At 40.1% G+C, this 25,313-nt stretch carries 26 protein-coding genes and 1 pseudogene; 18 read left to right on the top strand and 9 right to left on the bottom strand.

The window, feature by feature from the left end:
* Positions 1 to 29 precede the first annotated feature (29 nt).
* Positions 30 to 542 carry an SsrA-binding protein SmpB gene (smpB, locus tag ACWIWK_RS00090; RefSeq protein WP_454149702.1) on the bottom strand — a complete coding sequence of 171 codons (513 nt, stop codon included), beginning with the start codon at positions 540 to 542 and terminating at the stop codon, positions 30 to 32.
* Between the two features lie 228 nt (positions 543 to 770).
* Between smpB and ACWIWK_RS00095 the strand changes: the two genes are divergently transcribed.
* The 4 genes and pseudogenes from ACWIWK_RS00095 to msrA form a co-directional block, all read left to right on the top strand.
* Positions 771 to 1,937: a NifS family cysteine desulfurase gene (locus ACWIWK_RS00095; RefSeq protein ID WP_454149703.1), complete on the top strand. Its 1,167-nt coding sequence runs from the start codon at positions 771 to 773 to the stop codon at positions 1,935 to 1,937.
* Between the two features lie 25 nt (positions 1,938 to 1,962).
* Positions 1,963 to 2,943, top strand: coding sequence for an iron-sulfur cluster assembly scaffold protein (locus ACWIWK_RS00100; RefSeq protein ID WP_454149705.1), 981 nt, complete (start codon positions 1,963 to 1,965; stop codon positions 2,941 to 2,943).
* A gap of 52 nt (positions 2,944 to 2,995) precedes the next feature.
* Positions 2,996 to 3,241 carry a 2-hydroxymuconate tautomerase family protein gene (locus ACWIWK_RS00105; RefSeq protein WP_454149707.1) on the top strand — a complete coding sequence of 82 codons (246 nt, stop codon included), beginning with the start codon at positions 2,996 to 2,998 and terminating at the stop codon, positions 3,239 to 3,241.
* Positions 3,241 to 3,810 (top strand): annotated as a pseudogene (gene msrA, locus ACWIWK_RS00110) (peptide-methionine (S)-S-oxide reductase MsrA); the annotation flags it as partial. The gene ACWIWK_RS00105 and the pseudogene msrA, both read left to right, overlap by 1 nt.
* A gap of 38 nt (positions 3,811 to 3,848) precedes the next feature.
* Here msrA and ACWIWK_RS00115 read toward each other — a convergent pair.
* Positions 3,849 to 3,995, bottom strand: a complete 147-nt coding sequence (locus ACWIWK_RS00115) for a hypothetical protein (protein ID WP_454149709.1) — start codon at positions 3,993 to 3,995, stop codon at positions 3,849 to 3,851.
* A 75-nt stretch (positions 3,996 to 4,070) separates the two neighbouring features.
* On the opposite strand from ACWIWK_RS00115, the gene ACWIWK_RS00120 reads away from it, so the two are divergent.
* The 14 genes from ACWIWK_RS00120 to ACWIWK_RS00185 all read left to right on the top strand — a co-directional run bounded on the left by ACWIWK_RS00120 (position 4,071) and on the right by ACWIWK_RS00185 (position 16,726).
* A complete protein-coding gene (locus ACWIWK_RS00120; protein WP_454149711.1) occupies positions 4,071 to 5,288 on the top strand; it encodes an argininosuccinate synthase in 1,218 nt (405 codons plus the stop codon).
* Between the two features lie 93 nt (positions 5,289 to 5,381).
* Positions 5,382 to 6,263 carry a threonine/serine ThrE exporter family protein gene (locus ACWIWK_RS00125; RefSeq protein ID WP_454149713.1) on the top strand — a complete coding sequence of 294 codons (882 nt, stop codon included), beginning with the start codon at positions 5,382 to 5,384 and terminating at the stop codon, positions 6,261 to 6,263.
* Between the two features lie 92 nt (positions 6,264 to 6,355).
* Positions 6,356 to 7,114, top strand: coding sequence for a hypothetical protein (locus tag ACWIWK_RS00130; protein WP_454149714.1), 759 nt, complete (start codon positions 6,356 to 6,358; stop codon positions 7,112 to 7,114).
* 11 nt (positions 7,115 to 7,125) lie between these two features.
* Complete coding sequence (locus tag ACWIWK_RS00135) at positions 7,126 to 7,920, top strand: T6SS effector amidase Tae4 family protein (protein WP_454149716.1); 795 nt, start codon at positions 7,126 to 7,128, stop codon at positions 7,918 to 7,920.
* Positions 7,920 to 8,309: a hypothetical protein gene (locus ACWIWK_RS00140; RefSeq protein ID WP_454149718.1), complete on the top strand. Its 390-nt coding sequence runs from the start codon at positions 7,920 to 7,922 to the stop codon at positions 8,307 to 8,309. Before ACWIWK_RS00135 ends, ACWIWK_RS00140 begins: the two co-directional genes overlap by 1 nt.
* 40 nt (positions 8,310 to 8,349) lie before the next feature.
* Complete coding sequence (locus tag ACWIWK_RS00145) at positions 8,350 to 8,769, top strand: hypothetical protein (RefSeq protein WP_454149720.1); 420 nt, start codon at positions 8,350 to 8,352, stop codon at positions 8,767 to 8,769.
* 34 nt (positions 8,770 to 8,803) lie between these two features.
* Entirely contained in the window at positions 8,804 to 9,739 is a 936-nt protein-coding gene (locus ACWIWK_RS00150) for a hypothetical protein (RefSeq protein WP_454149722.1), read from the top strand.
* 36 nt (positions 9,740 to 9,775) lie between these two features.
* Entirely contained in the window at positions 9,776 to 9,916 is a 141-nt protein-coding gene (locus ACWIWK_RS00155; protein WP_454149724.1) for a hypothetical protein, read from the top strand.
* A 214-nt stretch (positions 9,917 to 10,130) separates the two neighbouring features.
* On the top strand, positions 10,131 to 10,499 hold the full coding sequence (locus ACWIWK_RS00160; protein ID WP_454149726.1) for a hypothetical protein: 369 nt from the start codon (positions 10,131 to 10,133) through the stop codon (positions 10,497 to 10,499).
* A complete protein-coding gene (locus ACWIWK_RS00165; protein ID WP_454149728.1) occupies positions 10,480 to 10,887 on the top strand; it encodes a DNA adenine methylase in 408 nt (135 codons plus the stop codon). The genes ACWIWK_RS00160 and ACWIWK_RS00165 overlap by 20 nt, the downstream gene beginning before the upstream one ends.
* Positions 10,888 to 10,946: 59 nt before the next feature.
* Positions 10,947 to 11,444, top strand: a complete 498-nt coding sequence (locus tag ACWIWK_RS00170; protein ID WP_454149730.1) for a DNA adenine methylase — start codon at positions 10,947 to 10,949, stop codon at positions 11,442 to 11,444.
* A gap of 94 nt (positions 11,445 to 11,538) precedes the next feature.
* The gene (locus ACWIWK_RS00175) at positions 11,539 to 12,141 is read left to right on the top strand and encodes a threonine/serine exporter family protein (RefSeq protein ID WP_454149732.1); all 603 of its coding nucleotides are present in this window, start codon (positions 11,539 to 11,541) and stop codon (positions 12,139 to 12,141) included.
* Positions 12,142 to 12,247: 106 nt separating this feature from the next.
* Positions 12,248 to 15,886: a type IIG restriction enzyme/methyltransferase gene (locus ACWIWK_RS00180; protein WP_454149733.1), complete on the top strand. Its 3,639-nt coding sequence runs from the start codon at positions 12,248 to 12,250 to the stop codon at positions 15,884 to 15,886.
* A 186-nt stretch (positions 15,887 to 16,072) separates the two neighbouring features.
* Positions 16,073 to 16,726 (top strand): tetratricopeptide repeat protein, encoded by a 654-nt coding sequence (locus ACWIWK_RS00185; RefSeq protein WP_454149735.1) that lies wholly within the window; start codon positions 16,073 to 16,075, stop codon positions 16,724 to 16,726.
* 145 nt (positions 16,727 to 16,871) lie between these two features.
* Here the strand turns inward: ACWIWK_RS00185 and ACWIWK_RS00190 are convergent, their stop codons facing one another.
* The 7 genes from ACWIWK_RS00190 to napA form a co-directional block, all read right to left on the bottom strand.
* Complete coding sequence (locus ACWIWK_RS00190) at positions 16,872 to 18,302, bottom strand: SLC13 family permease (RefSeq protein WP_454149737.1); 1,431 nt, start codon at positions 18,300 to 18,302, stop codon at positions 16,872 to 16,874.
* Between the two features lie 122 nt (positions 18,303 to 18,424).
* Positions 18,425 to 18,781, bottom strand: a complete 357-nt coding sequence (locus ACWIWK_RS00195) for a chaperone NapD (protein ID WP_454149739.1) — start codon at positions 18,779 to 18,781, stop codon at positions 18,425 to 18,427.
* 32 nt (positions 18,782 to 18,813) lie between these two features.
* Positions 18,814 to 19,803, bottom strand: a complete 990-nt coding sequence (locus tag ACWIWK_RS00200; protein WP_454149741.1) for a hypothetical protein — start codon at positions 19,801 to 19,803, stop codon at positions 18,814 to 18,816.
* Positions 19,804 to 19,885: 82 nt separating this feature from the next.
* Complete coding sequence (locus ACWIWK_RS00205; protein WP_454149742.1) at positions 19,886 to 20,398, bottom strand: nitrate reductase cytochrome c-type subunit; 513 nt, start codon at positions 20,396 to 20,398, stop codon at positions 19,886 to 19,888.
* Positions 20,395 to 21,318 (bottom strand): quinol dehydrogenase ferredoxin subunit NapH, encoded by a 924-nt coding sequence (gene napH, locus ACWIWK_RS00210; protein ID WP_454149744.1) that lies wholly within the window; start codon positions 21,316 to 21,318, stop codon positions 20,395 to 20,397. The genes ACWIWK_RS00205 and napH overlap by 4 nt, the downstream gene beginning before the upstream one ends.
* Positions 21,315 to 22,085: a ferredoxin-type protein NapG gene (gene napG, locus ACWIWK_RS00215; protein WP_454149746.1), complete on the bottom strand. Its 771-nt coding sequence runs from the start codon at positions 22,083 to 22,085 to the stop codon at positions 21,315 to 21,317. Before napG ends, napH begins: the two co-directional genes overlap by 4 nt.
* A 16-nt stretch (positions 22,086 to 22,101) precedes the next feature.
* Positions 22,102 to 24,876: a nitrate reductase catalytic subunit NapA gene (gene napA, locus ACWIWK_RS00220; protein WP_454149748.1), complete on the bottom strand. Its 2,775-nt coding sequence runs from the start codon at positions 24,874 to 24,876 to the stop codon at positions 22,102 to 22,104.
* Positions 24,877 to 25,313: the final 437 nt, after the last annotated feature.

A 25,313-nucleotide genomic window follows, 5' to 3' on the forward strand; every position in this document is an offset into this window, starting at 1 on the left:
CGAACTTTCTGCTTATTTTAGGTTTTATCTCAAGCATTTTTAAGGGCGTTTTTTATACTACTCTTTGCTTCACGGTCTAATTCCCTGCGTTTAATGCTTTCTCGTTTATCATAAAGTTTCTTGCCACGCACAAGTGCAATTTGAACCTTAAGAGTATTTTTATGATTGAAATATATGCTTAATGGCACAATACTAAAACCTTGCGTGCTAACCTTGCCAAAGAGTTTGTCAATTTGCTTTTTATGTAAAAGAAGTTTTCGCGCTCTGCGCTCATCTGGCTTAAAAAATGCGTTGGTATGCTGCAATGCGCTAAAATGCGCACCAAACAAAAATGCTTCTCCCTTAATAATACGAACAAAGCTATCTTTGAGATTCACGCGCATAGCACGCGCACTTTTTACCTCTGCTCCCACAAGCACAATCCCTGCTTCTAAAGATTCTATAATCTCATAATCAAAAAATGCTTTTTTATTCTTATGCACGAGCTTTTGTCGCGTTTGTGTATCATTTTTTGTGTTATTTTTACTCAAGTTCTTTTGCATTGTGCTCCCTAAAAATGACTTAATGCTTTTATTGTAATTCTAACAAAAACTACACAATGTCCCCACTTAAAGCAAGAATTATGACAAATCCAACATTTAGGCATAAATGGGCGTAAAATTGTAATTTAATTAAAAAATATTTTGTAAAATCGCCACGCATTTACCAAAACTTACTAAAAGATTAGACTTTATACACATAAAATCTTAAAAATAAGGCAGGAAAAGAGAATGGAAAAGGTGTATTTTGATAATAACGCCACGACAATGATTGACCCCAAAGTCAAGGCGTTAATGGACCCATTTTTGAGCGAGCATTTTGGGAATCCAAACAGCTTGCATAAATTTGGCACGATTTTGCATAAACCAATCGCTGAAGCGATTGATAAACTCTACGCAGGCATAAACGCCAATGATGAAGATGATGTCATCATTACTTCTTGCGCGACAGAATCAAATAATTGGGCACTCAAGGGTGTGTATTTTGATTTGATTCATAGTGGTAAAAAACGACATATTGTTACCACAGAGGTTGAGCACCCAGCTGTGGGTTCAACTTGTAGCTTTTTGGAATCTCTAGGTGTGGAAGTTACACGCTTACCAATCAATGCTAATGGGAATATTTCTGTGGAGCAAGTGCGTGATGCTTTGCGCGATGATACAGCCCTTGTAAGCATTATGTGGGCGAATAACGAAACAGGGCTTATATTCCCTATTGAGCAAATTGGCGAGTTGTGCAAAGAACGAGGTATTTTATTTCACACCGATGCGGTGCAAGCTATCGGCAAAATCCCTGTAGATGTGCAAAAGGCTAATGTAGATTTGCTAAGCTTCTCTGCACATAAATTTCACGGACCAAAGGGTATAGGTGCGCTCTACATTCGCAAGGGTGTGAATCTCACGCCTCTACTTCACGGAGGCGAGCATATGCGCGGGCGCAGAAGTGGCACGCTCAATGTCCCCTATATCGTGGGTATGGGCGAAGCAATGCGTTTAGCAAATGACGCACTTGAATATGAAAACAAACAAGTGCGCCAAATGCGTGATTACTTAGAAGATGAATTATTAAAAATCGATGATGTGTTTGTGGTGGGCAGTAGAGAAAATCGCGTGCCAAATACGACACTTATCAGTGTGCGTGGGATTGAGGGCGAGGCAATGTTATGGGATTTAAACAAAGCTGGAATCGCGTGTAGCACGGGTAGTGCGTGTGCGAGCGAGGATTTAGAAGCAAATCCTGTAATGGTCGCCATCGGTGCAGATAAAGAGCTCGCTCACACAGCGATTAGAATCTCACTTAGTCGCTTTAACACACAAGAAGAAGTGGAATATATGATTGATGTATTTAAAAAAGCTGTAGCAAGACTACGAGAAATCTCTAGCACTTATAGTGCATAAACACAAAATAAGTAAAGGATAAAAAATGGCAAAAAATGACTTAATCGGTGGTGCGTTATGGGACGCATATAGCAAAAAAGTAGCACAACGAATGGACAACCCCACACATTTGGGCGTCATCACGCAAGAAATGGCAGATGAAAAAGGCGCGAAGCTAATCGTTGCCGACTATGGCGCAGAATCTTGTGGCGATGCGGTGCGACTCTATTGGCTCGTGGATAACGATGATACAATCATTGATGCGAAGTTTAAGAGCTTTGGCTGTGGGACGGCGATTGCAAGTAGCGATATGATGGTAGAGCTATGCCTAAACAAAAAAGTCCAAGACGCCGTGAAAATCACCAATATCGATGTGGAAAAGGCACTGCGTGATGACCCCGATACGCCCGCTGTGCCCGGGCAAAAAATGCACTGCTCGGTAATGGCGTATGATGTCATCAAAAAGGCTGCAGGAATGTATCTAGGCAAAGATGCGGAGGATTTTGAGGACGAAATCATCGTGTGTGAATGCGCGCGCGTTAGCCTCTCAACCATAAAAGAAGTCATCAAACTCAACGACTTAAAAACGGTAGAAGAAATCACGCAATACACCAAAGCAGGCGCGTTTTGCAAATCCTGCATAAAAGAGGGCGGGCACGAGAAGAGAGAATATTATCTCGTGGATATTTTAAACGCCGTGCGCACCGAAATGGAGAGCGAAAAGCTCAAAAACCAATATGAAAAAAGCCAAAGTGATGGGGCGAAATTCTCCGATATGACAATGGTGCAAAAGGTAAAAATGGTGGATAAAGTCATCGATGAAAATATCCGCCCTATGCTAATGATGGACGGCGGAAATATGGAAATCCTCGATATTAAAGACACAAGCGATGGGCATATTGATATATACATTCGCTATATGGGGGCGTGCGATGGGTGCGCGAGTGCTGCCACAGGCACACTCTATGCGATAGAATCTGTCTTGCAAGAGAATCTAGATTCTAGTATCCGTGTAATGCCGATATAAATGCCTATTTGATGTATCAAAGCAAGAATCTTAAAAATTTGTAAGGATAAGAATGCCATTTGTCAATATTCGTATCACAAAGGAAAATGGCGAACCCACAAAGGAGCAAAAAGCTCGTCTCATCGAGGGCGTAACGGATTTGCTAGCCCAAGTGCTAGGCAAAAACAAATCTAGCACCGTGGTAATAATCGATGAAATCCACACCGATGACTACGGGCTAGGAGGCAAGCCAATCACGCAAGTGCGCAAAGAGCAAGCAAAAGCACAAAGCAAATCCCAAGCAAAAAAGCTCAAATAATGCGAATCTATCTAGCGGGCGGGTGCTTTTGGGGTGTGCAGGCGTATTTTGATTTAATCAAAGGTGTGCTTGATTCTCAAGTGGGCTATGCAAACGCGCTCCCGCAATACACTAAGAATCCAAGCCAAAAATTAAGCCAAACATTAAGCTATGAAGTGGTGTGTAGCGGGCTAAGTGGTGCGGTAGAAGCAGTGGAGATTGACTTTGATGAGGGGATTTTGCCTTTACATTCTCTGCTTGCGCGGTTTTTTAGCATCATAGATCCTACGAGCATAAATAGACAGGGCAATGACATAGGCACGCAATATCGTAGCGGAATCTACGCGCTAGATGAGCGCATTTTAGCGCGTGCAAAAGAATTTATCGCTAGCAAAATCGCTCCACAAATCGCCCTAAAAACCTCTTTGAGAATTTCCCATTTAGCAACGCCCCCTTTGACAACGCCTTTGCAAATCGCCACCGAAGTCCTGCCTCTAGCCAACTTCACCCCCGCAGAATCCTACCACCAAAAATACCTCGCAAAAAACCCCAATGGCTACTGCCATATCGATATAACAAAGGCATTAGAGCCACTAGATTTGCAATCTTAAATAAAACTTTACTTCTCTTACTTTACCCTTGCCTTATGTGTCTTTTTCTCACTCTGTGTGCCACAGCCACAACCACAGCCTTTTTTAGGTTGTATAAACTTCTTTGCCACTAAAATAACACAAACCAACACTAAAGCTATGCCAATCCACTCAACTACTCCCATAATTTCTCCTTTTAAGTCTAAATTTATGCAAAGGAAACTATAATAACCCAAAATTTGTTAATGTAAGGAGTAAAAATGCCAAAATCCATAAAAAAGGTAGTCCTTGCCTACTCTGGTGGGCTTGATACAAGCGTGATTCTCAAATGGTTGGGTGATAATTATGGCTGTGAAGTATTCACTTTCACTGCAGACATTGGGCAGGGCGAGGAAGTCGAGCCCGCACGGGCAAAGGCTCTCAAACTCGGCATAAAAAAGCAAAATATTTTTATCGAGGATTTGAGAGAAGAGTTTATAGCAGACTTTGTGTTTCCAATGTTTCGGGCAAATGCAATCTATGAGGGCGAATACCTGCTAGGCACGAGTATCGCTCGCCCGCTTATCGCCAAGCGACTTGTCGAAATCGCCAAAAAAGTCGGTGCAGATGCCATAGCGCACGGCGCGACAGGCAAGGGAAATGACCAAGTGCGCTTTGAAATCGGGGCTTACGCGCTAAACCCAGACATAAAAGTCATCGCTCCGTGGCGCGAGTGGGACTTAAATAGTCGCGAGAAACTTCTCTCTTACGCACAAAAAGCGGGTATTGAAATCGAAAAAAAGGCAAATAAATCGCCTTATTCAATGGACGCAAACCTGCTCCACATAAGCTATGAAGGGCAGATTCTCGAAGACCCAAATGTCGCGCCTGAAGAGAGTATGTGGCGGTGGAGTGTGAGTCCTAAAAATGCGCCTGATACGCCACAAATCATTACCATTGAGTTTGAAAAAGGCGATGGCGTAGCAATCGATGGCAAAAAGCTAAGCCCCGCGAAATTTTGGGAAAAACTCAACGAACTAGGGAGCAAAAATGGAATCGGGCGACTTGACTTAGTCGAAAATCGCTATGTGGGAATGAAATCGCGTGGCTGCTATGAGACGCCCGGCGGGAGCATCTACCTCAAAGCACACCGCGCCATAGAATCTCTCACCCTCGATAGAGAAGAGGCACATCTCAAAGATTCTATAATGCCAAAATACGCCGAGCTTATCTACAATGGCTATTGGTTTAGCCCCGAGCGAGAGGCACTCCAAGCCCTCATCGACAAGACACAGCAACGCGTAAATGGGCAAGTGCGCCTAGAACTTTACAAGGGCAATGTTACGATTTTAGGGCGCAATTCGCGCAATTCGCTCTTTAACGCCGCGTATAGCACCTTTGAGGAAGATTGCGTCTATGACCAAAAGGACGCCGCGGGCTTTATCAAGCTAAACGCATTGCGCTTCATCATCGCAGGCAAGGCAAAGTGTAAAAAATAAGTAAAATTCTCTATGCGTAGATTTTAGTTGGGATTTGGTGTGCTATAATCGCACGCTAAACCAACTTAAACCAACATTAACTAGGATACGCTAATGCCACGCGCTAACAAAAATACAACCGCCCAACAACCCCCCCTCACAGAATCTCCACACAAAAAACAACTCCAAAACAATCAACAATCCACGCCCAAAATCCCGCATAAGCCAAAGCCCAAAATCGAAGCTGTGTGTGATTTTTTGTGCCGTTATTCTAGCGCATTGCTTAGCAATGGCGCATACACTTCGCGTATCATCAAATGCACGGAGCGAATCGGCAAGGCGTGGGGCTATGAAGTGCATTTAAGCGTGTTTTTGAAATACATTACTATCAATATCACCGATGCGCACAACTACGATAACCGCCGAACTCAAGTCATAAACAACGCACCCCTACGGGCAAATCTCGCGCTCATCTCCAATCTAAGTGCGCTAAGCTGGCAAATCCACGATGAGCACCTAAGCCTAAAAGAAGCCCAAAAATCCTTTGATTACACCCTTTCTCAAAAGCGACTCTCCGCTGTGCTAGGCGTGTTTATCATTAGTCTTGGTAATGCGGCGTTTTGTCGGCTTTTTGGCGGGGATTTGGGAGCGTTGCTCTGCATTTTTGCGGGGACTTTTGTGGGGATTTTGGTGCGCCATTTTTGCCACAAAATCCATCTTGATTCTCGAGCGCAGTATTTGCTATGCTCATTTATCGTGTCTTTTACGGCGTATATCGGCGTGTGGCTGGGGCTCTCTGCCACGCCTGATATAGCTATCGCGGGGAGTATCCTCTATCTTATCCCGGGTGCGCTTATCATCAACGCCTTTGTGGATATTATCCACGAAAACACGCTAATGGGAATCTCACGCACCATAAATATGGCAGTGGCGATGATTTGCCTTGCAGCAGGGGTGTTTATCACGCTTAGCATTTCCAAAATCAATATTTTGTGATGGGGTTTGTGTCATTGCCACGCATAAGGCGCAAAAACCTAACATATTTACAAGTAAATAAAGTAAAATCTCAATCCACATAAAGAATCTAAATGCCAAAGCTAAATCCACTGCTAGAATCTGATAACATAGAATGCCCCCACAAAGGCAAAGTCTTGCTTCAATCAAGCACAAAGGACATAATGTGTGTGCAAGATTCTAGCAACAATGACGCGGGAATGATAAGCCTAAGCGATTTAGCAAATGCCACCATTGTGGGCTGTGCTAACAATATCGCAGGGATTCCAAGTCCTTGCACTAAATTAGTAAATATCCCAAACTCTATTTGCTCCACAATGCTTGAAATAAACAATCAAAAAATAATCCTAGCCCAATTTATCTCACAAGTCATAACCGACAAAGGCTCACCTTTAATCTTGCAAGGGCAACCAAAAGCAAAGGATATTTTCGAGCTAGATGAGGAGGTGGCAGAGGGTTTTTATAATGCACAAAATAACAACGAGAATGCAGAATCTATGAGCGAATCTAACCAAAAATCTAGCGAGGATTTAAACAAATCTAATGCAGAATCTAACTCAAAATCAAACACAGATTCTAGCAATTCACAATCCACGCAAGATTCCCAAAAAGAAATCATTGAAATGTATTTTAGCTATGGGGAGGAAATGATACAATTAGAGGATTATGATACGCGATTTACAAAAGATATTAACTTACATTTAGCAACACAAGGCTACAATAAAGGCGAAGTTATCAACATAGAATTAGAGCGAAATAATCAAATCTTTAGCACACAAGCGACAATAGATGAAAATGGCAAAGCCATCATAAAAAATGTATTTAATGATTAAGGGGTAATATAATGAGTGAGTGCAAAATCATAGCAAGAGCTGGCGATAAAAGCATAGAAAAAAATGTATGCAGACCTGATTTTGAGGAAGTGCTAAAGCCTTATGTGGAAATTACGGATATTGGCATTGATGAATGGGTAGCAGGTTATAGGCAACTTGTAAAACAATACAAAGATAAACAAATTACACAGGAACAGATTTATGTAGAACTAGACGAACTTCATTTCGCTAGGTCAGGCAAAATCTACAAAAAAATTGGCACTGCTTTATTTAATTTCTTTGACGACAATCAAAAAGAACACTACAACACTTGCGCTACAAGAGTAAGCTATGCTATCAATCATAGCCCTGTGCCATTTCACAAAAATCCAAATAGTAACAATCTTAAACCCGATGGACGCTGGAAAATAAATGGATATTACTATTATATATCTGTCGATAATATTATAGATTCGCTAGAAACCATTTGGGGAGAACCAAAAAGTTATGGAGAGAATTTTGAAACATTACTACAAAAAGAACATTCAATGGATTTTTATGTATCTATGACGACCAAAAGTGAAAATAAAAAACTTTTTGAAAAATTAGAATCTTTTAATAAACAGGGCGTTGTTGCAATGAAATTACAGGGAAATCGCATTAGACATTCAACGCTATGGGATAGAGATGGATTTGTAGATGTTAAAATGAATGATAAACTTGATGATGATATAAAAAGAACATATTTATATGGGTATGATTACTTAAGCGACCCAAAAAATACACAGCCCATTGTATTGGAATTCTATTTTTGGGAGTTAAAATAATGAAAAAGTTAGTAGCATTGTGTGCGTTGATTGTTTGTGTAAGTATTATATATGCCCATGACTATGTCGCTTTTTATGATGATAGCGAATACCTTGAAATCTACAAAAAAGAGGGTAAAAAGTTTTATAGATTTTGGGGACTTGATTATTGTTTAGGATACTCAAAAAAACTGCAGGGAAATACTATGGAAGCCAATCACATACGCGAACAGGAAGCTATCTTAAGAAAAGGTGGAGGAGAGGAAGCGTTGGCAGAATTGAAAGATTATATTGATAAAAATGTGAAATTTAAAAATTTGTATTTTTGTATAGGAATGGTTTATGATTCCCCACAATACCAAGCCGAAATCGAACGAATCATCAAAAAATACTGCAAGGAATGCGAGTGAATCCAAAATACCAAAGTTTGATGATAAGGAGAAATGTGCGATGAAAACAATAATAACGCTAATGTGTTTATGTGTAATGGTAGCGTGTAGTGCAGATAGCGTTGATATAGCAGATTCTAAAGGCAGAACTTTTTGGGATAAAAAATTTATTCGTTACCCAGCAGAAGGCACATATTCATCAGCTCAAATCACAAAAACTTGCAATACAAAAGAATATTTTGATGAAGTAGGATTGCAAACAAATTCAAAAGATAAAACCATTAAAGAGAATTTTCCTATGGAGCAAGGCGAGGCAATAGAAATAAAAAGTGTGGTCTTACAAAACAATAAATTTCTGCTAAGAATTGGGGATTTGCAAACAGCAACTTGGAGTGTAGAGTTTTTAGATGATACACATATTGAATCGTGTAGTCAATATGATAATTCTACATTTTGCCATAAATATGTTTTATGTCCTTAATTCGCAAAAATTTATCTTACAAATAAGGATAAAAATGAAAAATCTAATAGTTTTATGCCTACTATGCTTTACTCCAAGCAATGCCTTTATCGTAACCTCGCAAGAGGAAATAGAATCTAAACCATTGCTTTATAGCCCAAATACCACGCAAATAAACGGCGAAAGATTATTTTTTAACGATTTGCGACAAAGTCCTACATTGCCAAAAGGGCTAAAACCGCTTGTATTGACAAAAAGCACAAAGGATTTTACAGATAGCCAAAAACAAGGCGCAAATACATATCATCGCTTTGAGGGGGATTTGGAGGTTAGCGGCGTGTTGCAATATGCTATGAGTGCGGATTATAGCGGATTTTATCAAGGGTGGATTTTGTTTTTTGATGAGCCTTATTATACGCAAAATCTCATTCCCAAAAACAAGCCATATCCAAGCAATACAGATATTTTCCCTGATAGTGCGTATATAGAGATTCAAGATGGGCAACTACCAAAACCGCTTTATGATTTATCTAAAACTAAACCTTTGTCCATCATCGGTGTGCGTGTGAGTGCGAGGCTAAAAACATTAGATATTACCACAGGCGATGGCGATGAGTGGAGGTTTTTTGGAGAGATACAAAATTTACAACCCATAGGCAAAACATTTATCAAATATCCTAATAGATTAGAATTGTATAGTTTAGGTGCGAATGGGGAGGCGATTTTGACTTATGCCTCCAAAGATTCTTACATAAACTTGCGCGAATCGCCAAATGGCAAGATTCTCTATGCGATACAAAAAAATGATATGCCTAGCAATGTTTGTGAATATGCAAAATACAAAGCAAATAAAGGCGTAATCGTATTTTTAGGCAACGATTCTCCCAAATGGTATAAAATCGCCTATATCCCACCAAATGCAAAAGACACAAGCAAAGCAATCTATGGCGTGATTCACAGCTCACAAGTGGGCTTTGAATGTGGTGAGTAATGCAAGCAAAATGTAAAAATCGTAAAAAATACTGCAATGAATGCGAGTGAATCTGTGGTAGAAAATTTATTGTCGGTAGAAAATATGATAAAAAAGGCGATTTATACTATTTATTCTACGAAGTTGGGACAAACCACAAGGATAAAGGGACGAGCAATGAAAATAAACTTTATGTAAAAACCAACCAATCTTTAGAGGGGACGAGTTTTTAAAAACATACAAATAAAGCAAATAAACATTATTTTATTACCCAGATTCGCAAAAATCTATCTTATAAACAATGAGAAAAATGAAAAAAAGGTATATCTTGGAATCACAAATCCAAAAGATTCAATCTCTTAAAGAAATAAAAAACAAGGAGTAAAAAGCAAAAATTGTCATAGAGAATTATTTGGGTGGGCAGTATTTTTTCACTATTGATGATGTGTTTGTCAAAGATGGCGTGTTGCATTTGTGTGAGAGCAAACATAGCAAAAACGCGCTTTTGCCAAGCAGTGATGACATAAAGGACGGATTACTAAAACTAATGCTGTATAATAATCTTGCAAAAATTAAGGGCTATGAGAGGTTTAAGGTTGTGTTGCGATTGACTTCGGGCGTTTTAAATTCTAGATTTTCTATGCCAAGTGAGAATCTATGCGATTTTATCGCTCAACATAAATTTTCAAACGCACAAATTACTATGCTAAAACTCTTAAATTTAGAATGCAAAAGCAATAACTTTGAAATATGGATAAACAATGACTCATTCTTTGTTTGATGATTGTATCGATTCTCGCGTGAAATCTTGTGATAAAACACGCACAAAATCTCGCAATAAATCAACATTGATAAAATCCCCTCTGCGCTATCCCGGAGGAAAATCTCGCGCAGTTGCATTCCTCGCGCAATTTTTGCCAAAGGACATAGATGAGTTTAGAGAGCCATTTTTTGGCGGGGGTTCTTTTAGCCTTTATCTTACGCAAAATCCGCGCTATGCAAAAACCAAAATCTATGCTAACGATTTAAATTCTGAACTTTTTTGCTTTTGGCAGAGTTTGCAAACGCGTCCAAATGAGCTAATAAGCGGGATTTTAGAGCTAAAAAATAGATTTCAAAATGGCAGGGATTTGTATCGCTTTATCCTCTCTAGGCGAGAATCCCCCTAGACACACTCACACGCGCAATCGACTTTTTTATCCTCAATCGCATTACATTTTCAGGCGTGGTGGATAGTGGCGGGTATTCACAAAAGGCGTATGAGGGGAGATTTACGCCTAGTAGCGTGGAGCGATTAGCACAAACGCAAAAGATTTTAGGGAATATCGCGTTTTCAAATGCTGATTATGCAGAGTTTTTGCAGGGCAAATCGAGCGACAAAAACAGCATTTTTCTCTTTTTGGACCCGCCCTATTTTAGCGCGAGCAAATCCAAACTCTACGGCAAAAAGGGCATTTTACACACGGGGTTTAATCACAATACATTATGCAAACATCTCAAATCCACCAAGCATAAATTTTTGCTCACTTATGATAATAGCGCGTTTATCCGCGAGCTGTATAGGGATTTTTGTCTGTGTGAATGGGATTTGCAATATGGTATGAATAATGTCGCTAGTGAAAATGCCCCAAAAGGCAAGGAACTTTTGATTAGCAATTTTGAGCTAGAAAAACGCACATTAACACATAATGCCACAATGAAAATAACGCAAAATCACGCGAAATAAAAGCGGAGATTCTAGAATTTACACGCAATGTTACAAAAAAACAAACAAGCGCGAGTAAAATAGCGACAAAAATAACGCTTAAAAGGGGGCTAAAATGATGGATTTTAATTTACACGGCGCGATTGCGAGCTTTTGGGAAAATCACAGCGAGATTTTGGACATTTTGCATACCGAGATTTTGCAAGGCTCTTTTACCCAAGAGATTATCGGGCATTTTATTTGCGCGTTTTTGGCGGGCTTTGGCTTTTGCTATGGGCTAAATCCACAGCTTAAAACACTCGTGTGGAGCGCGGTTTTTGCAGGCATCGGGCATACTTCGCGCGCTTATCTTATGGATTGTGGGGCTCTTAGCTTTGCGGGGGCGAGCTTTGTGGCGAGCTTGCTTATCGGGCTTTTAGGCACTTTTGTGGCGAAGCGGCTAAAAGCCCCCATTGAAGTGGTGATTTTCCCCGCCCTGCTCCCGATGTTTCCGGGCAAATACGGGTATCAAAGCATTATTTCGCTACTAAATTTTATCGAGCATAGGGACGATGCCACACGCTTAGAGTATTTGCTTAGCTTTTTTGATAATTTTATGATTATGTTTTCTGTCTCGCTATCGCTTGTCGCGGGCACTCTTGTCGTGCTTTCAATCTTTTATGAGCAAAGCTTTATGATGACACGCGGAATAAAGAGGCTAAAAATACGAGAGCATTAAAATTATGCTTGGAAGCGCACTATTGCATAGCTTTAGGCTAGTTGCCAACCATAAAAGACGGGCAAAAATGGTATAATACACACAAAACCAAAGGAGTTTTTTGTCAATGCTTAAGTTTAATCCCGTTGCGCTAGAGAATCTAAATCCTATCTATGCCCAAGAGCCATTAGAAAAAACGCATTTAAGCGCGTTTGCAAATATTATCGCTACATATCTTTTAAGTGTGCAACATAAGCTAGAGCAAAATCTCATATCCACCAAATACAGCGAGCGCAATCTTGCTAGCAACGAGTTAGCGCAGTTTTTTAGCGCGCTAGGATTTGAAGCTATAAGCGAGCAAGAAAGTGGTGCATTAAATGCAAATAGCGCGATTGATTTAGCCCTCATAAAGCGCGACACAAAAGACACTTCAAACGCCACGAACGCGCATACAAAAGTCATCATAGAAGCAAAACTCCCCCAAAATCTCACCAAAAATAAACAATCGTTTAGCCCCCAAAATGTAAATTGCAAGGCATTGCACGAGGCGATTTTGTATTATTTGCGCGAAGTGTGTGAGAAGCAAAACTACGCGCTAGAATCTATCATTATCACGGATTTTACGCGCTTTTTTATTTTTAGCTACAAAGAGTTTGATAGGCTGTTTTTTAAAAATACCAAAATCAAAGAGGCATTTGCTCGCTACAAAAATGACACGAGCAGTTTTTATGCAAAGGCAAGCGATATTATAGATACGCTAAATGATGAATTGCAAGGAATCGCCATTGATATTTCCACGCTAAAAAATCTAAATCCACAAAATCTAACTCCCAAACATAAAAAATACCTAGAATTTTTATGCAAGATTTTCCATAAAGATTTTCTCTTTGGCGAATTTAACTTAAATAATCCGCTAAGCCCTAGATTTTATAATGAATTGCTCTATATTTTAGGGCTTGCCGAATACACCAAAAATGGCAAAATCCTAATCCTACCGAGCAAAGAGAGTAAAGAAGGAAAAAATACGCTTTATCACTTAATCACTTCTCACTTGCAAGCCTACGACACGCACAAAGCAAATGATTTAGATTTTGTGATGCAATATATTATTTTGTGGCTAAATAGAATCTTGTTTTTGAAGCTCATAGAGGCAAATCTCGTGCGCTTTAATGATGATAAAACCCTCTCATTTCTTAATAAATCCAAACTCAAAGATTATCAAGCCCTATCCCATTTATTTTTTGATATTTTGGCAAAAGAGCATCATAAGCGCGATACAAGCTCGCCTTTATCTTACTTGCCACATTTAAATTCTAGCCTCTTTGAGAAGCAAGAATGCGAGGAAATCCTAGAAATCTCTATGCTTGATAATAACGCTACATTTTTTTACTACCCCACCACTCAAGTCAAAAAAGATGGCAAGACAAAGGCTGGCAGTGTGAATCTGCTAGATTATATATTTGAGTTTTTAGATAGCTTTGATTATGGCAGTGGGGAGGCAGGCAAAAATAATGCGCGACATAGTGCGCGATTTGATAGTGTGGATTCTAGCAATGTCATCGAGCAAAAAGAGCTTATCAAAACAAATGTGCTAGGGCTAGTCTTTGAGAAACTAAATGGCTACAAAGAGGGGAGCTACTATACGCCAAATTTTATCACTAGCTATATGTGTCGCGTGAGTTTGGAGCAAGTCATCGTAGAGAAATTTAACGAAGCAAATCCTAAATGGAATGCCAAAAATCTCAATGACTTGCGTGAGCTAATCCGCGATGAGCGCGAGAGGAGGGAAGATTTTAAAAAGATTTTGCGTGAAATCAAAATCTGCGACCCTGCGGTAGGGAGCGGGCATTTCCTCGTCTCTGTGCTGTGTGAAATGGTGCGTATTTATCATTACTTGCGACTAAGTGATGAGCTAAATGAATATGACTTGCGCATAGAAGATGATGAAATAATCATCTATGTGGCGCGTGATAAAGTCTTTGACTATCGTAAGCCTACTAAGCCAAATGACAATAACCAAGCTATCCAAAAATCGCTCTTTCATCTCAAAAAGTGCATAATTGAGAGCAATCTCTTTGGCGTGGATATAAACCCAAATTCTGTGGAAATCTGCAAACTGCGACTATGGATAGAACTACTAAAAAATAGCTATTATCTCACGCAGGGTGATGAGGGCTATGAGCCACATTTAAGCGTGCATTGCCACCAAATGCAAACCCTGCCAAATATCGATATAAACATAAAATGCGGAAACTCGCTCATAAGTCGATTTGCCCTGCAAGATAGCCTGCGACATATCCCAAATATCGACAAGCAAATCAAAGACTACCAAAAGCTCGTCTTTGAATATAAAAACTCTAGCCAAAGTGAGCTAAAGCCACAGAAAAAAGACATAGAATCTAAAATCCAAAATCTAAAAGCGACATTTCGCCTCACACTAAAAGACCCAAAGACAAAGCAAGCCCTAGAAAAAGCCTTAAAAAATCATATCCGTGATTTTGGGAATTTTTTGCTTGATGATGAGAGTTTGCTAGATGGACTAAGCGGGCAAATAGGCAATCTCTTTGCAGAGGCAAGCCTAAGCGAAGAGGAGCAGGCAAAAGCCGCACAAAGCTATGCAAATATCAAGCTATTGCGTCATAGGCTAGATTCTGTGCTAAGTGGCGCGGAGTATAAAGGCGCGTTTGAATGGCGTCTTGAATTTCCCGAAGTGCTTGATACAAATGGGGATTTTATGGGGTTTGATTTGGTGATAGGCAACCCACCGTATGGGAATCTCAACAAAGATTATCAAAAGCAACTTATAGAATCAAATTTTCCACATTCGTATTTTGGCGAGATTAGCTCAAATTTTGCCGAGCTAGCACACACGCTTATTAAGCAAAAAGCGCGTTTTAGTTTCGTAACAAGTTACGCGCTTACTTTTTCATTGGCACAAAGCGGGCTTAGAAATCTTTTGCACTCAAATTATAAGCATATACAAATCTCATCGTATGATAGAGATGGCTCTCCGCAGTTTGACAAAATGTCTCAAAGCGTAAGTATTTTGTTTGCACATTCTAAGGGCGAAAATCAAAAAGCGGTTTTTCAAACAAGCAATTTTGTGCGACAAAAAATTCCGCACGAGGAGGTAGAATTTAGCCCTGTGAATGATTTGCTACTCATTGATAGCGAGCTAGGCAATGATTTTGCCACAAGGCATAGAATCCCAAAAATTGGCGGGCGTAAAAATTTAGAGCTTTTGTGTTATTTGAAAAAATTGCCACACAAACTTGGCGATTTGTTTGGTGGCGATGAGTCGCTATACATACGCACAAGCGGGAATTATTGGTATAACGCGTTTTTAGAGATACCCTATAAAAGCACGGAAATCAAATCTTTTAGCGTGAAAAATAAATTTTTTGTGTTTTGTCTTATCAATTCAAACGTGTATTATTGGTGGTTACGAATCTATGGGGACGGCAGGCATAATAACAAAGATATTATGGATAGTTTTAGATTGCCAAAAATAGATTTGATACAAAAACATAATGATTTGTGGGAAAAGCTAGCACTAGCACATTGGCAAAAAATGCAAAGTGTATTTAACGCGCAACATAACTTTTTTGCTACTTCGCAAATCAAAGATTGCGTGGATATTTTGGATTATCATATTTGTTTGAAAGTTTTGGGGTTTGATATGGACATTTTAAAATATATTTGCGATTATGATAGCAATATACGCGGTGGAATAAAAGCGGATTTTAGGAAAATCAAGGATAAATAATTATGCTAAAATTGCAAGAAATTTTACACAAAAACATAAGCAATGCCACTCACTAACTCACTACAAAAGAAGCAGAAGTATTACTGCTACAAAATGGCTTTGTGGTGGATAGATAAAAAGGGGAAGTCATAGAATCTATAAAAAACTCTAAATGAATGGTTTTACCACACCGTAAAGGATAATAAAATGAAAAAGCTAATTTTTGCCCTTGTGGCGATAGTATGTGGCGTGTGTAGCACAAATGCTGGTGAAGCGCAAGAAGACTATTGTGGCGATACGAATCTAAGCGATTGTATAAGCCATTTTGATAAACAATGCGAAGCTAACAATTATGCTGCTTGCTTTGTGCTAGGAGAGTTGCACTATAAGCAAAAGCAACATAGCGAATCCAAAAAATACTTTGAAATGGTTTGTGATAAAGCAAATAGCAAATCTCCCTTTCAAGTAAAGCTACTTGATGGTAGTTTGAGTAAAAAAGTCCCTGCTATTGAAGCTATGCAAGTGGCTTGTAGTAATTTAGCAAAATTCTATGGCACTGGCAAAGGCGTTAGGCAAGATAAAGGCAAAGCGTTGCAATATGATAAAAAGGCTTGTGATTTGGGTGAAGCGCAATCTTGCGCTACGGCTGGGTTCGTATATCTTTTTGGTGATGGCACACAGATAGATTACAAACTAGCAAAAAGCTATTTTGAAAAATCCTGTGAAATGCAAAATTTTTATGGTTGCAGTATGCTAAGTGTAATGTATCGCGATGGCAAGGGCGTAGAGCAAAATCTATCCAAAGCAAAAGAATATCACGACAAAGCCTGCAATTTGGGCAAAATAGATTGTGATGAGTAAAAAACTAATAAAAAGCAGTTTAGGTTTGTTTGCGCGTTGTGGGTGAATCTAGCGTGATTTGGGGTAAATTTGTGGTAAATTTTTGAACAGATTCACGCAAGATATATGCGAATTTATTTTAGCGCAAAATCTAGCCCTCCAAATACTACAAAAACCATCGCCAATATAGCATTGCAAAGGCAATGAGAAGCACGATTCCCACGCCACTTAGGCAAATCCCAAAGCGAAACATATCCCAAATCTTTATCCCGCCCTTGCTAAAGACAATCGCATTTGGTGGCGTAGAAATAGGAAACATAAAGCTAAAGCCCACGCAAATGGTGGCTATAAGCATCACAAGACTTTGCATTTGGGGGTCTAAAAAGCCCTTTGTAGAGGCAAAAATGATAGAGAGCAAAATCGCAATAAGCGCGGTGGAGCTAATAAACATACTTAAAGTCAGCACAAGCAGGCACAAAAGCAAGATAAACACGAGGATTGGCAAACTTGAGAGGTAGCTAAAAATCGGCGCAAACGCGCTCCCCAAGCTCATCTCCGAAATCGCCATAGCCACGCAAAACCCCGCCCCAAACAAAAAGTTAATCTCATAGGGAATCTGCTTAGAATCTTCCCATTGCAAAAAGCCTAGCTTTGGCACAAACATAAGCAATCCAAAAAGAAGCAACACCGCATTTTCATTGAGCCCTAAGCCATTATAAATAGGCTTAATTGGGGAATTTAGTAGCAACAAAAGCAACAAACACCCAAGCATAACAAGCAATCGCTTATGCGCAAAACTCACGCTAATTTCTTTAAACACCTCGATTTGAAGCGTATCATTTGGCAAGCCAAAAGAGAGGATTTTCACCATTGCATAAAGCATTGTGATTGTGAGGGGGAGCATCATCATAATCCAAGTCATAAAGCCGATACCCTCAAACCCCACCGTCTCTAAAAAGCCGATAAAAATGAGATTTGGAGGCGTGCCAATAGGCGTGGTAATCCCGCTAATGCTCGCCCCAAACGCCACGCTAAGCAAAAAGCGCGTTTTTAGCACCTCATCATTTGACACGGACAACGCCACAGGGATAAGCAATAGCGCAACGGTGGAGTTTGAGAGCGCGCTACCTAACGCCACACTCGCCACGCCAAGCGCGGTAATCACACCCTTTGGCGTGGGAGGGAAATGGCTTAGGAATGATTTGGCGATGATTCTATGCAAGCCGATTTTTTCCACCGCAGTGGCGAGCATAAAGCCGCCCAAAAATAAAAAAATAATGGGATTTGCATAATTGCTCGCGGCGGATTTGACATCTAAAATCCCAAACGCGGGGAAAAGCACGATAGGCAGGAGCGAGACTATGCCAAGAGGCAGGGCTTGATTTGTCCATAGGATTATAAGCAGTGCGAGAATCCCCACAAATGCGCCCACCTGCACACTCGCATCAAAAGAAAAAATACTCACAAGCGCAGTGATAATCGCACATAAAAGCGCAAGCCCAAGCCCAAGCGAAATAGCAAACGCACCTTTGAGGGCAAATTTTGCGCTGTGCTCATTATGCGTGCTATGTCGTCTCGCTCGCCACTTGAAGTGCATATTACTCCTTAGGAATTATGTTGTGCTTGAATGCAAAAATAAAGTAATGTTGCTTAAGCAAATTGTGTGCTTAGTAAAAAAGAGAATCTCCAATCACTAAACTTTCCAAAGATTGGCGGGGATTACAATTTCTTTTCAATAAAGGTATTTACATCGCCTGAATAAGTGATTTCATCAATAGCTTTTGTATCAATAAGCTCCATAGTCTCAGCAGAATCTCTCATTGAGAGCTGGCAATCTTTAAGCTCCTCTTCATTGTAGGTGAGGTGCATATCCGCACTCGCCACGCCTTTTAGTTTAGTGATTTGTTCTAAAGATTGTATATCTTCTTTAGTATTTGGGGCTTCTATGGTGGCGATGATAAGTCCCTTATCTCTCTCATCTAGCGCGACTTGCGCGTGCGTAATGGCGTTAATTTCATCTAGTAGATTCTCCCAATCATCTCGTTTTGCCCGAATGATAATACTTGAAACATTCATATTTCTTCCTCGCATTTAGGATTTTGGCGTTGCTATTGTAACGCATTTTTTATATCAAAAAAATAAATTTTCTTGCTATCAGCACCCACAATAATATAGTTCTTATAAAAGATAATGGTGTTAGGTAGCGCATCAATGCCATTTAACTTTGCCACTTCGTCTTTCCCCTTTAGCACAGAGATTTCGCCACTCTCATCACTCATATATGCGATATATTGAGAATCTTCGCTTATAGCCACGCTGTATATAAGAAAATTTGAGCGCGAAACTTCCTTTAGCTCCGCTACTTTGCCTTGAGATTTTATTTCATAAGTAGCCAGCCTTTTGTCCATCCCCCCACTCACTAAGACATTATTAGCAAAGCCAAGTGCGAAAATATTATCCTTATGCACGCCATCAAATTTCGCCACCAAATTTACATTACTACAATCAAGCGCGTAAATTGCTCCAGATTCTCCTGTGGTATAAAGCAAATTATCCTCGCGATTAAGCACCATATCACTAAAGCGATAAATAGCTATTTTGCGTTTATTAAGCACTTTGCCACTTTTGGAATCTACTATCCACACTTCATTACCCACAAACCCAACGGCAAAGGTGCTCTCATCAATCCACAATGCCTTAGCGACATCTAAGTCTTTAATGACAATTTCACTCCTACCATTTTTGTGTAAAAACAAATCGCGCTTTGTCGCATTTGAAGCGACAATGAGTGCCTCGCCATTTTTATTCACATCTGTGTGAAATATTCTCCTCTCAATTACATTATCAAACAAATCTGTATAGCTTGGGAGTTTGATACTTTGCAGTGGTTTGAGTGATTTTTTGGCAAGGACTCCATTAAGGTCATAAATATCCACTACGCCATTACTTGTAGAGACATAGAGCTTTGGGTTGGGTTGTGTTTTTAACTCTAAAAGTCTAAGCGCGCTCACTTCCTCTTTAGAATCTAGCACTATACTCGGGCTAAGAGCAAACAACCCTCCACAAAACACTACCATAACACAAATAAGCTTTTTCACTTTGCACGCCTTTTGTAGAATTCTTAACCTCTGCATAAATAAGCCAAGTGCTTATTTATGCCTAAAGGTTAGATTGTGAAGCTTACCTTACACCTTGATTGATAACTTCAAGTAAATTTGACCTTTTTTTGTCTTTTTCGCTTTTAAAATCTGCGACAAAACTATTATTGATTAAAGGTTTCGCATTTGCTTGTGGTGCGTGGCAAGCCGTGCAGTTAAAGCGAGATTCTGCGATTTTGTTAAGCTGTCTTTTTGCACGCAAATCATACATATGTGAAGCTGGCACAGGCGTAGCACCCATATCCTTTGCTACCTTTCTATCGTGGCACATCACACACGCATTATCCTCTTTTGTAACGCTTAAATCCGTAATATCGTGAGGTATCATCGGTGGAGCATTCGTAAAGGCTCGCTCAATGAGCTCACTCTCGCCCGGTGCGCTATCTCTAAACTTATACTCTTGGAGCTTGACACTCTCGCCATCAAGTGGCGCACTTCTTAGACCAATTTCCCTATCGCTCTTAAGTGTTTGCCCAAATGCCAAACTCACACCAAAAGCGACTATCCATACATTACAAAGCAACAACTTTTTCATTTTACACTCTCCTTTTTGAATTTCAAAATATTAAAGCCAAGCGCATTGTCATTGCACACTTCGATACAACGACCGCATTTAATACACGCGATATTGGTAACTTGCGCACTTTTCTTGCCTATCATATCTAAAACTTGGGCTTCTGGGCAGATTTTCACACACGCACTACAATGTGTGCAGTTCTCTACCTTATGCTCAATGCGTAAAAGCGACTTCGCTCCAATAAGACTATAAGTCGCTCCCAAAGGACATAAATACCCGCAAAAGCCATTTTTTAACATAAATAAGTCAAACAAAAATACCGCCAAGATTCCAAAAAATCCAACGCCCAAACCAAACACCAAACCTCGATGAAGCATAGAAATGGGGCTTATCATTTCCCAAGCAAGCACGCTAAAGGCAAATGAAAGCACCAACGCCAATCCTAAAATCACAAAACGCGTCTTGCGTGAGAATCCAAGAAAACGCGCGTTTTCAATATGGAGCACTCTACGCAAATAATTCGCCAAATCCACAACCATATTGATAGGGCATACAAAAGCACAAAACCCGCGCCCCATAAATAATGCGTAGATTCCAAGCACTATGCCTAAGCCAAGCAACAAATCAAAGCTAATCGCTCCACCAGCCAAAAAAATCTGCATAAACGCTAGCGGGTCGCTAAGCGGAATCACTTCTGCTATTTTAGAAAAACTCAAATCACCCTCTAAAATATTAAGTGGCAACATTTTTTCTTTTGGGTTCGTGATGGCGAGATTACGCTCACCCACGACAAAGCCAGAAATATCGCTTTGAAACACTAAATGTGGTGTTTGAGAAATGCTTACAAATGAGCAATTTGCAAGCACAAAAAGCAACAAAATCCCCACTTGAGAGAATCTTCTCAAAAGTAAATATTTATATTTGCTTACTTTCATCATAGCAAATCCCCATCATTAAGATAGTTTAATCCACCACCTGTGCCATTTTTAGGAGAATCTGTTTCATTTGTTTTATTTTTATCCACAGATTCTAAGCGATTCTCATCGCCCTCAACCCAGCCTTTGACATAGTTTGTCCCCATCTTACCAAGTATCATCTCTCTTGGCAAGACACGAATAGTAGGCAACTCCGTTACACAAGCCTTCTCACATTTTCCACAACCTGTGCAAAATTCGTTTGCCACCATTGGCAGCATTAAAGCGTGCTTGCCCGTGCGCTCATTAGACTTATACTCTAAGTAAATCGCCTTATCAAGTATAGGACAAGCGCGATAGCACGCATCACACTGAATCCCAGCATACGCAATACAATTAAGCGTATCAATAACTGCCACACCCATTTTTGCCTTCCCAATGTCAAGTTTCTCATCAGTTTTGAGGAGATTCACATCAAGTGCATCTGTGGGGCAAGCTACCGCACAAGGAATGTCCTCACACATAAAGCACGGCACATCGCGTGGAGTGAATACAGGTAGGCCTTTGTTTCCACTTGTGGCAAGCCTTAGTGTGTAGTAAGGACAAGCCTCCACACAAAGCCCACACTTTATACAAGTAGCTTCAAAGTTTTCTCTCGCACCGGGCGGATAGAGCCATAATGGATTAGCTTTGGCTTCCTTGAGATAAGCACTCCATACCAATCCACCAACAGCCACCAAACCCATTGTTTGAAAGATTGAGCCTATTGCCTTTCTACGCGCTTCGTTCATTTAAGATTCTCCACTCTTATGCTTTATATACTTTCACCGCACACTTTTTAAAGTCAGATTCTTTAGAAAGCGGACAAGTCGCATCTAAGCACACTTTGTTGATAAAGACATTTTCGTCAAACCAAGGCACATACACAAGCCCTCGTGGAGGACGATTGCGTCCATCAATATCTACACGCATTTTTACTCTACCGCGTCTAGATTCCACATAGACTTGGTCGCCTTTTTTGATACGCATTTCTTCTGCATCTTTTTTGTGCATATAGCATAATGCCTCAGGCACAGCGCGGAATAGCTCAGGCACACGCATAGTCATCGTGCCACTATGCCAATGCTCTAACACACGCCCTGTGCTCAACCAGAATGGATATTCCTTATCAGGGACTTCTGCGGGCTCCATATATGGACGGAAAAAGATTTTTGCTCTATTTGCGATAGATTTTTTCTCTCCACCACCTTTTGTAAGCGTGCCTGTTGGCAAGGCAGCCTCTTTGTTGCCATAGAAGGCAAATGGTTTGCCATTACCATATTGACGCGCATAGGGGTCATACTTAGCATTAAATCGCCAAAGTGTTTCTCTACCGCCAACCACAGGCCACCTTAACCCACGCACTTTGTGGTAAGTATCAAAGTCTGCAAGGTCGTGCCCGTGTCCATTACCAAATTGGCGATACTCTTCCCAAAGATATTTTTGGATAAAGAACTTATATCCGCTAAATTCTTTATCATCGCTCCCTTTGATTTTTCGCTCATCTCCAAAGACTTCGCTATTAAGCTGTCCTTTTACCGCGCTAAATTGCTTTGCTGTTTTATTAGCAAAAAGCACATCAAAGAGCGTATCATCTTCTTTGTAGCCCATTTTCTTTGCAGCATCTAGCACAGGTTTCATATCGAGCTTATCATACGCCTTGCCCCATACTTCTTTGAGTTTAAATCGCTTAGAAAATTCAAGCATTTGCCAAGTATCGCTCATCGCGCTTCCTTGTGGGACAACTTGTTGTTTCCAATGTTGTGTGCGTCTCTCAGCATTTCCATACGCACCCCATTTTTCATAAATCATCGCCACAGGCAAAATTAAATCCGCCACCTTAGCACTAATGCCCGGATAACAATCACTTACCACGATAAAGTTATCAAGCTCTCTTGCAGCCTTAATCCAGTGATTTGCATTTGGGCTGTTGTGCCAAGGATTATTGACATGCACCCACGCCCACTTAACCGTGCCATCTTCTATGGCGCGTAAAAGCCCCATATATGGTAAGCCGGGCTTAGGGTTAATTGTGCCAGCTGGCACTTTCCAAATTTTCTCACTAATGGCGCGGTGTTTTGGATTTGCTACGACCATATCCGCTGGCAAGCGGTGTGAGAATGTCCCAACTTCACGCGCTGTCCCGCACGCACTTGGTTGCCCTGTGAGAGAGAATGCACCATCACCGGGCTTACTTTGCTTGCCTAAAAGTAAATGCACCATATAAGCCTGCTCATTTACCCAAGTCCCTCTTTGATGTTGATTAAAGCCCATTGTCCAAAAGCTCACAACCTTGCGGTTTTTCTCAATGTAGTAATTCGCAAGTTGTTGAAGCTTTTTCTTAAAAGAATCTAAACTCTCATCTTTATCGCCTTTTGCCAAATTAGCAACAAAATCAAGCGTATAAGGAGCAAGACCCTTTTTAAACTCTTCAAAAGTAATAAGCCAATGCGCATCAGGCTTGCCATTATTTTTATTTTCTAACACATCGCCTGCTTTATATCCAAGATAACTAAGCGTTACACCCTCATCGGCACTGAGTGTCTTGCTTACTTCTTTTGCCACTGTTGGCTTTTCTTTACTTGAGAAGCTTTTGTGGTTTGGATTAGGGCGCATTCCATACCCTATATCCACAGGACCTGTGGCATACGCACAATAGTTATTGACAAACTCTTTATCAATCGCTTGAGGTTTGTTATACACGATTTCTCTGGCGATGTAATTCCAAATTGCCAAATCTGTTTGGGGCTTAAAGATAATTTCAATATCCGCAATATCACTCGTTCTGTTTGTGAAAGTTGAGAGATTGATAAGTTTTACTCTCTTTGGGTTTGAAAATTTCCTATCTGTAACCCGAGACCATAGCACAGGGTGCATTTCCGCCATATTTGCACCCCAAGTTACAATCGTATCGGTAAGCTCAATATCATCATAGCACCCTGCTGGCTCATCGATTCCAAAGGTTTGCATAAATGCCACCACCGCACTTGCCATACAATGTCTTGCATTTGGGTCAATATTATGACTCCTAAAGCCTGCTTTCATTAGCTTAGAGGCGACATATCCCTCTTGGATTGTGTATTGCCCACTCCCAAAGACAGCGATTCCCGTTGGACCTAGTGTGTCATACACAGCTTTGAATTGCTTCTCCATTTCATCAAAGGCTCTTTTCCAGCTTACAGGAGCGAATTTACCTTTTTTGTCAAACTCACCCTTACTATTCACGCGCAAAAGTGGCTGAGTAAGCCTATCCTCACCATACATAATCTTAGCGCAAAAATACCCCTTAATGCAGTTAATACCACGATTCACAGGAGCTTCTGGGTCGCCTTTAACCGCGACTATTTTTCCATCTTTTGTCGCTACCATAATCCCACAGCCTGTCCCGCAGAATCTACAAGCACTTTTATCCCATTTCCAAGACTTTTGGGCACTATTTGCCTGCGCTACAAGTGTGCTTGGCACACTCATACCAACAGCTGAAGCCGCTGAAACCACTGCCGCGCTTTTGATAAACTCACGGCGTTTTAAGTTTGCTGACATTGCGTCCTCCTCAAAAATGTTTTTGCTTAATGTAGTCGTTTTGGGCTATGTTCATTTTACTATGATAAATGATACATTTCCACCAAAGAATCTACACGCACTTGGATTATATACAATATGCTCTATAAAGGCAATATATACTAAATTTTATACATTTTTATAGTGGAGTTAAAATACTTAAAAATATCGTTATATATGGACTTATAATACATTTGTTGTTTTTGTAAAAAAAAAACACCCTATTTTTCTTATTTGTTTCATTATTACACATTTTTTGATAATTTTAAGGAAATTTTCAGCAAACTATAATTTATAACTTTACGCTACTGACAAATATACGCATATTTTATAGAATCTATACTTCACACATATATTCTCATTTTATTTAGTAAAACAGGATTCTATACAAAACGGAAAAACAAAAATTGTGTAATTTT

It is taken from the genome of Helicobacter sp. 23-1048, assembly GCF_053654545.1.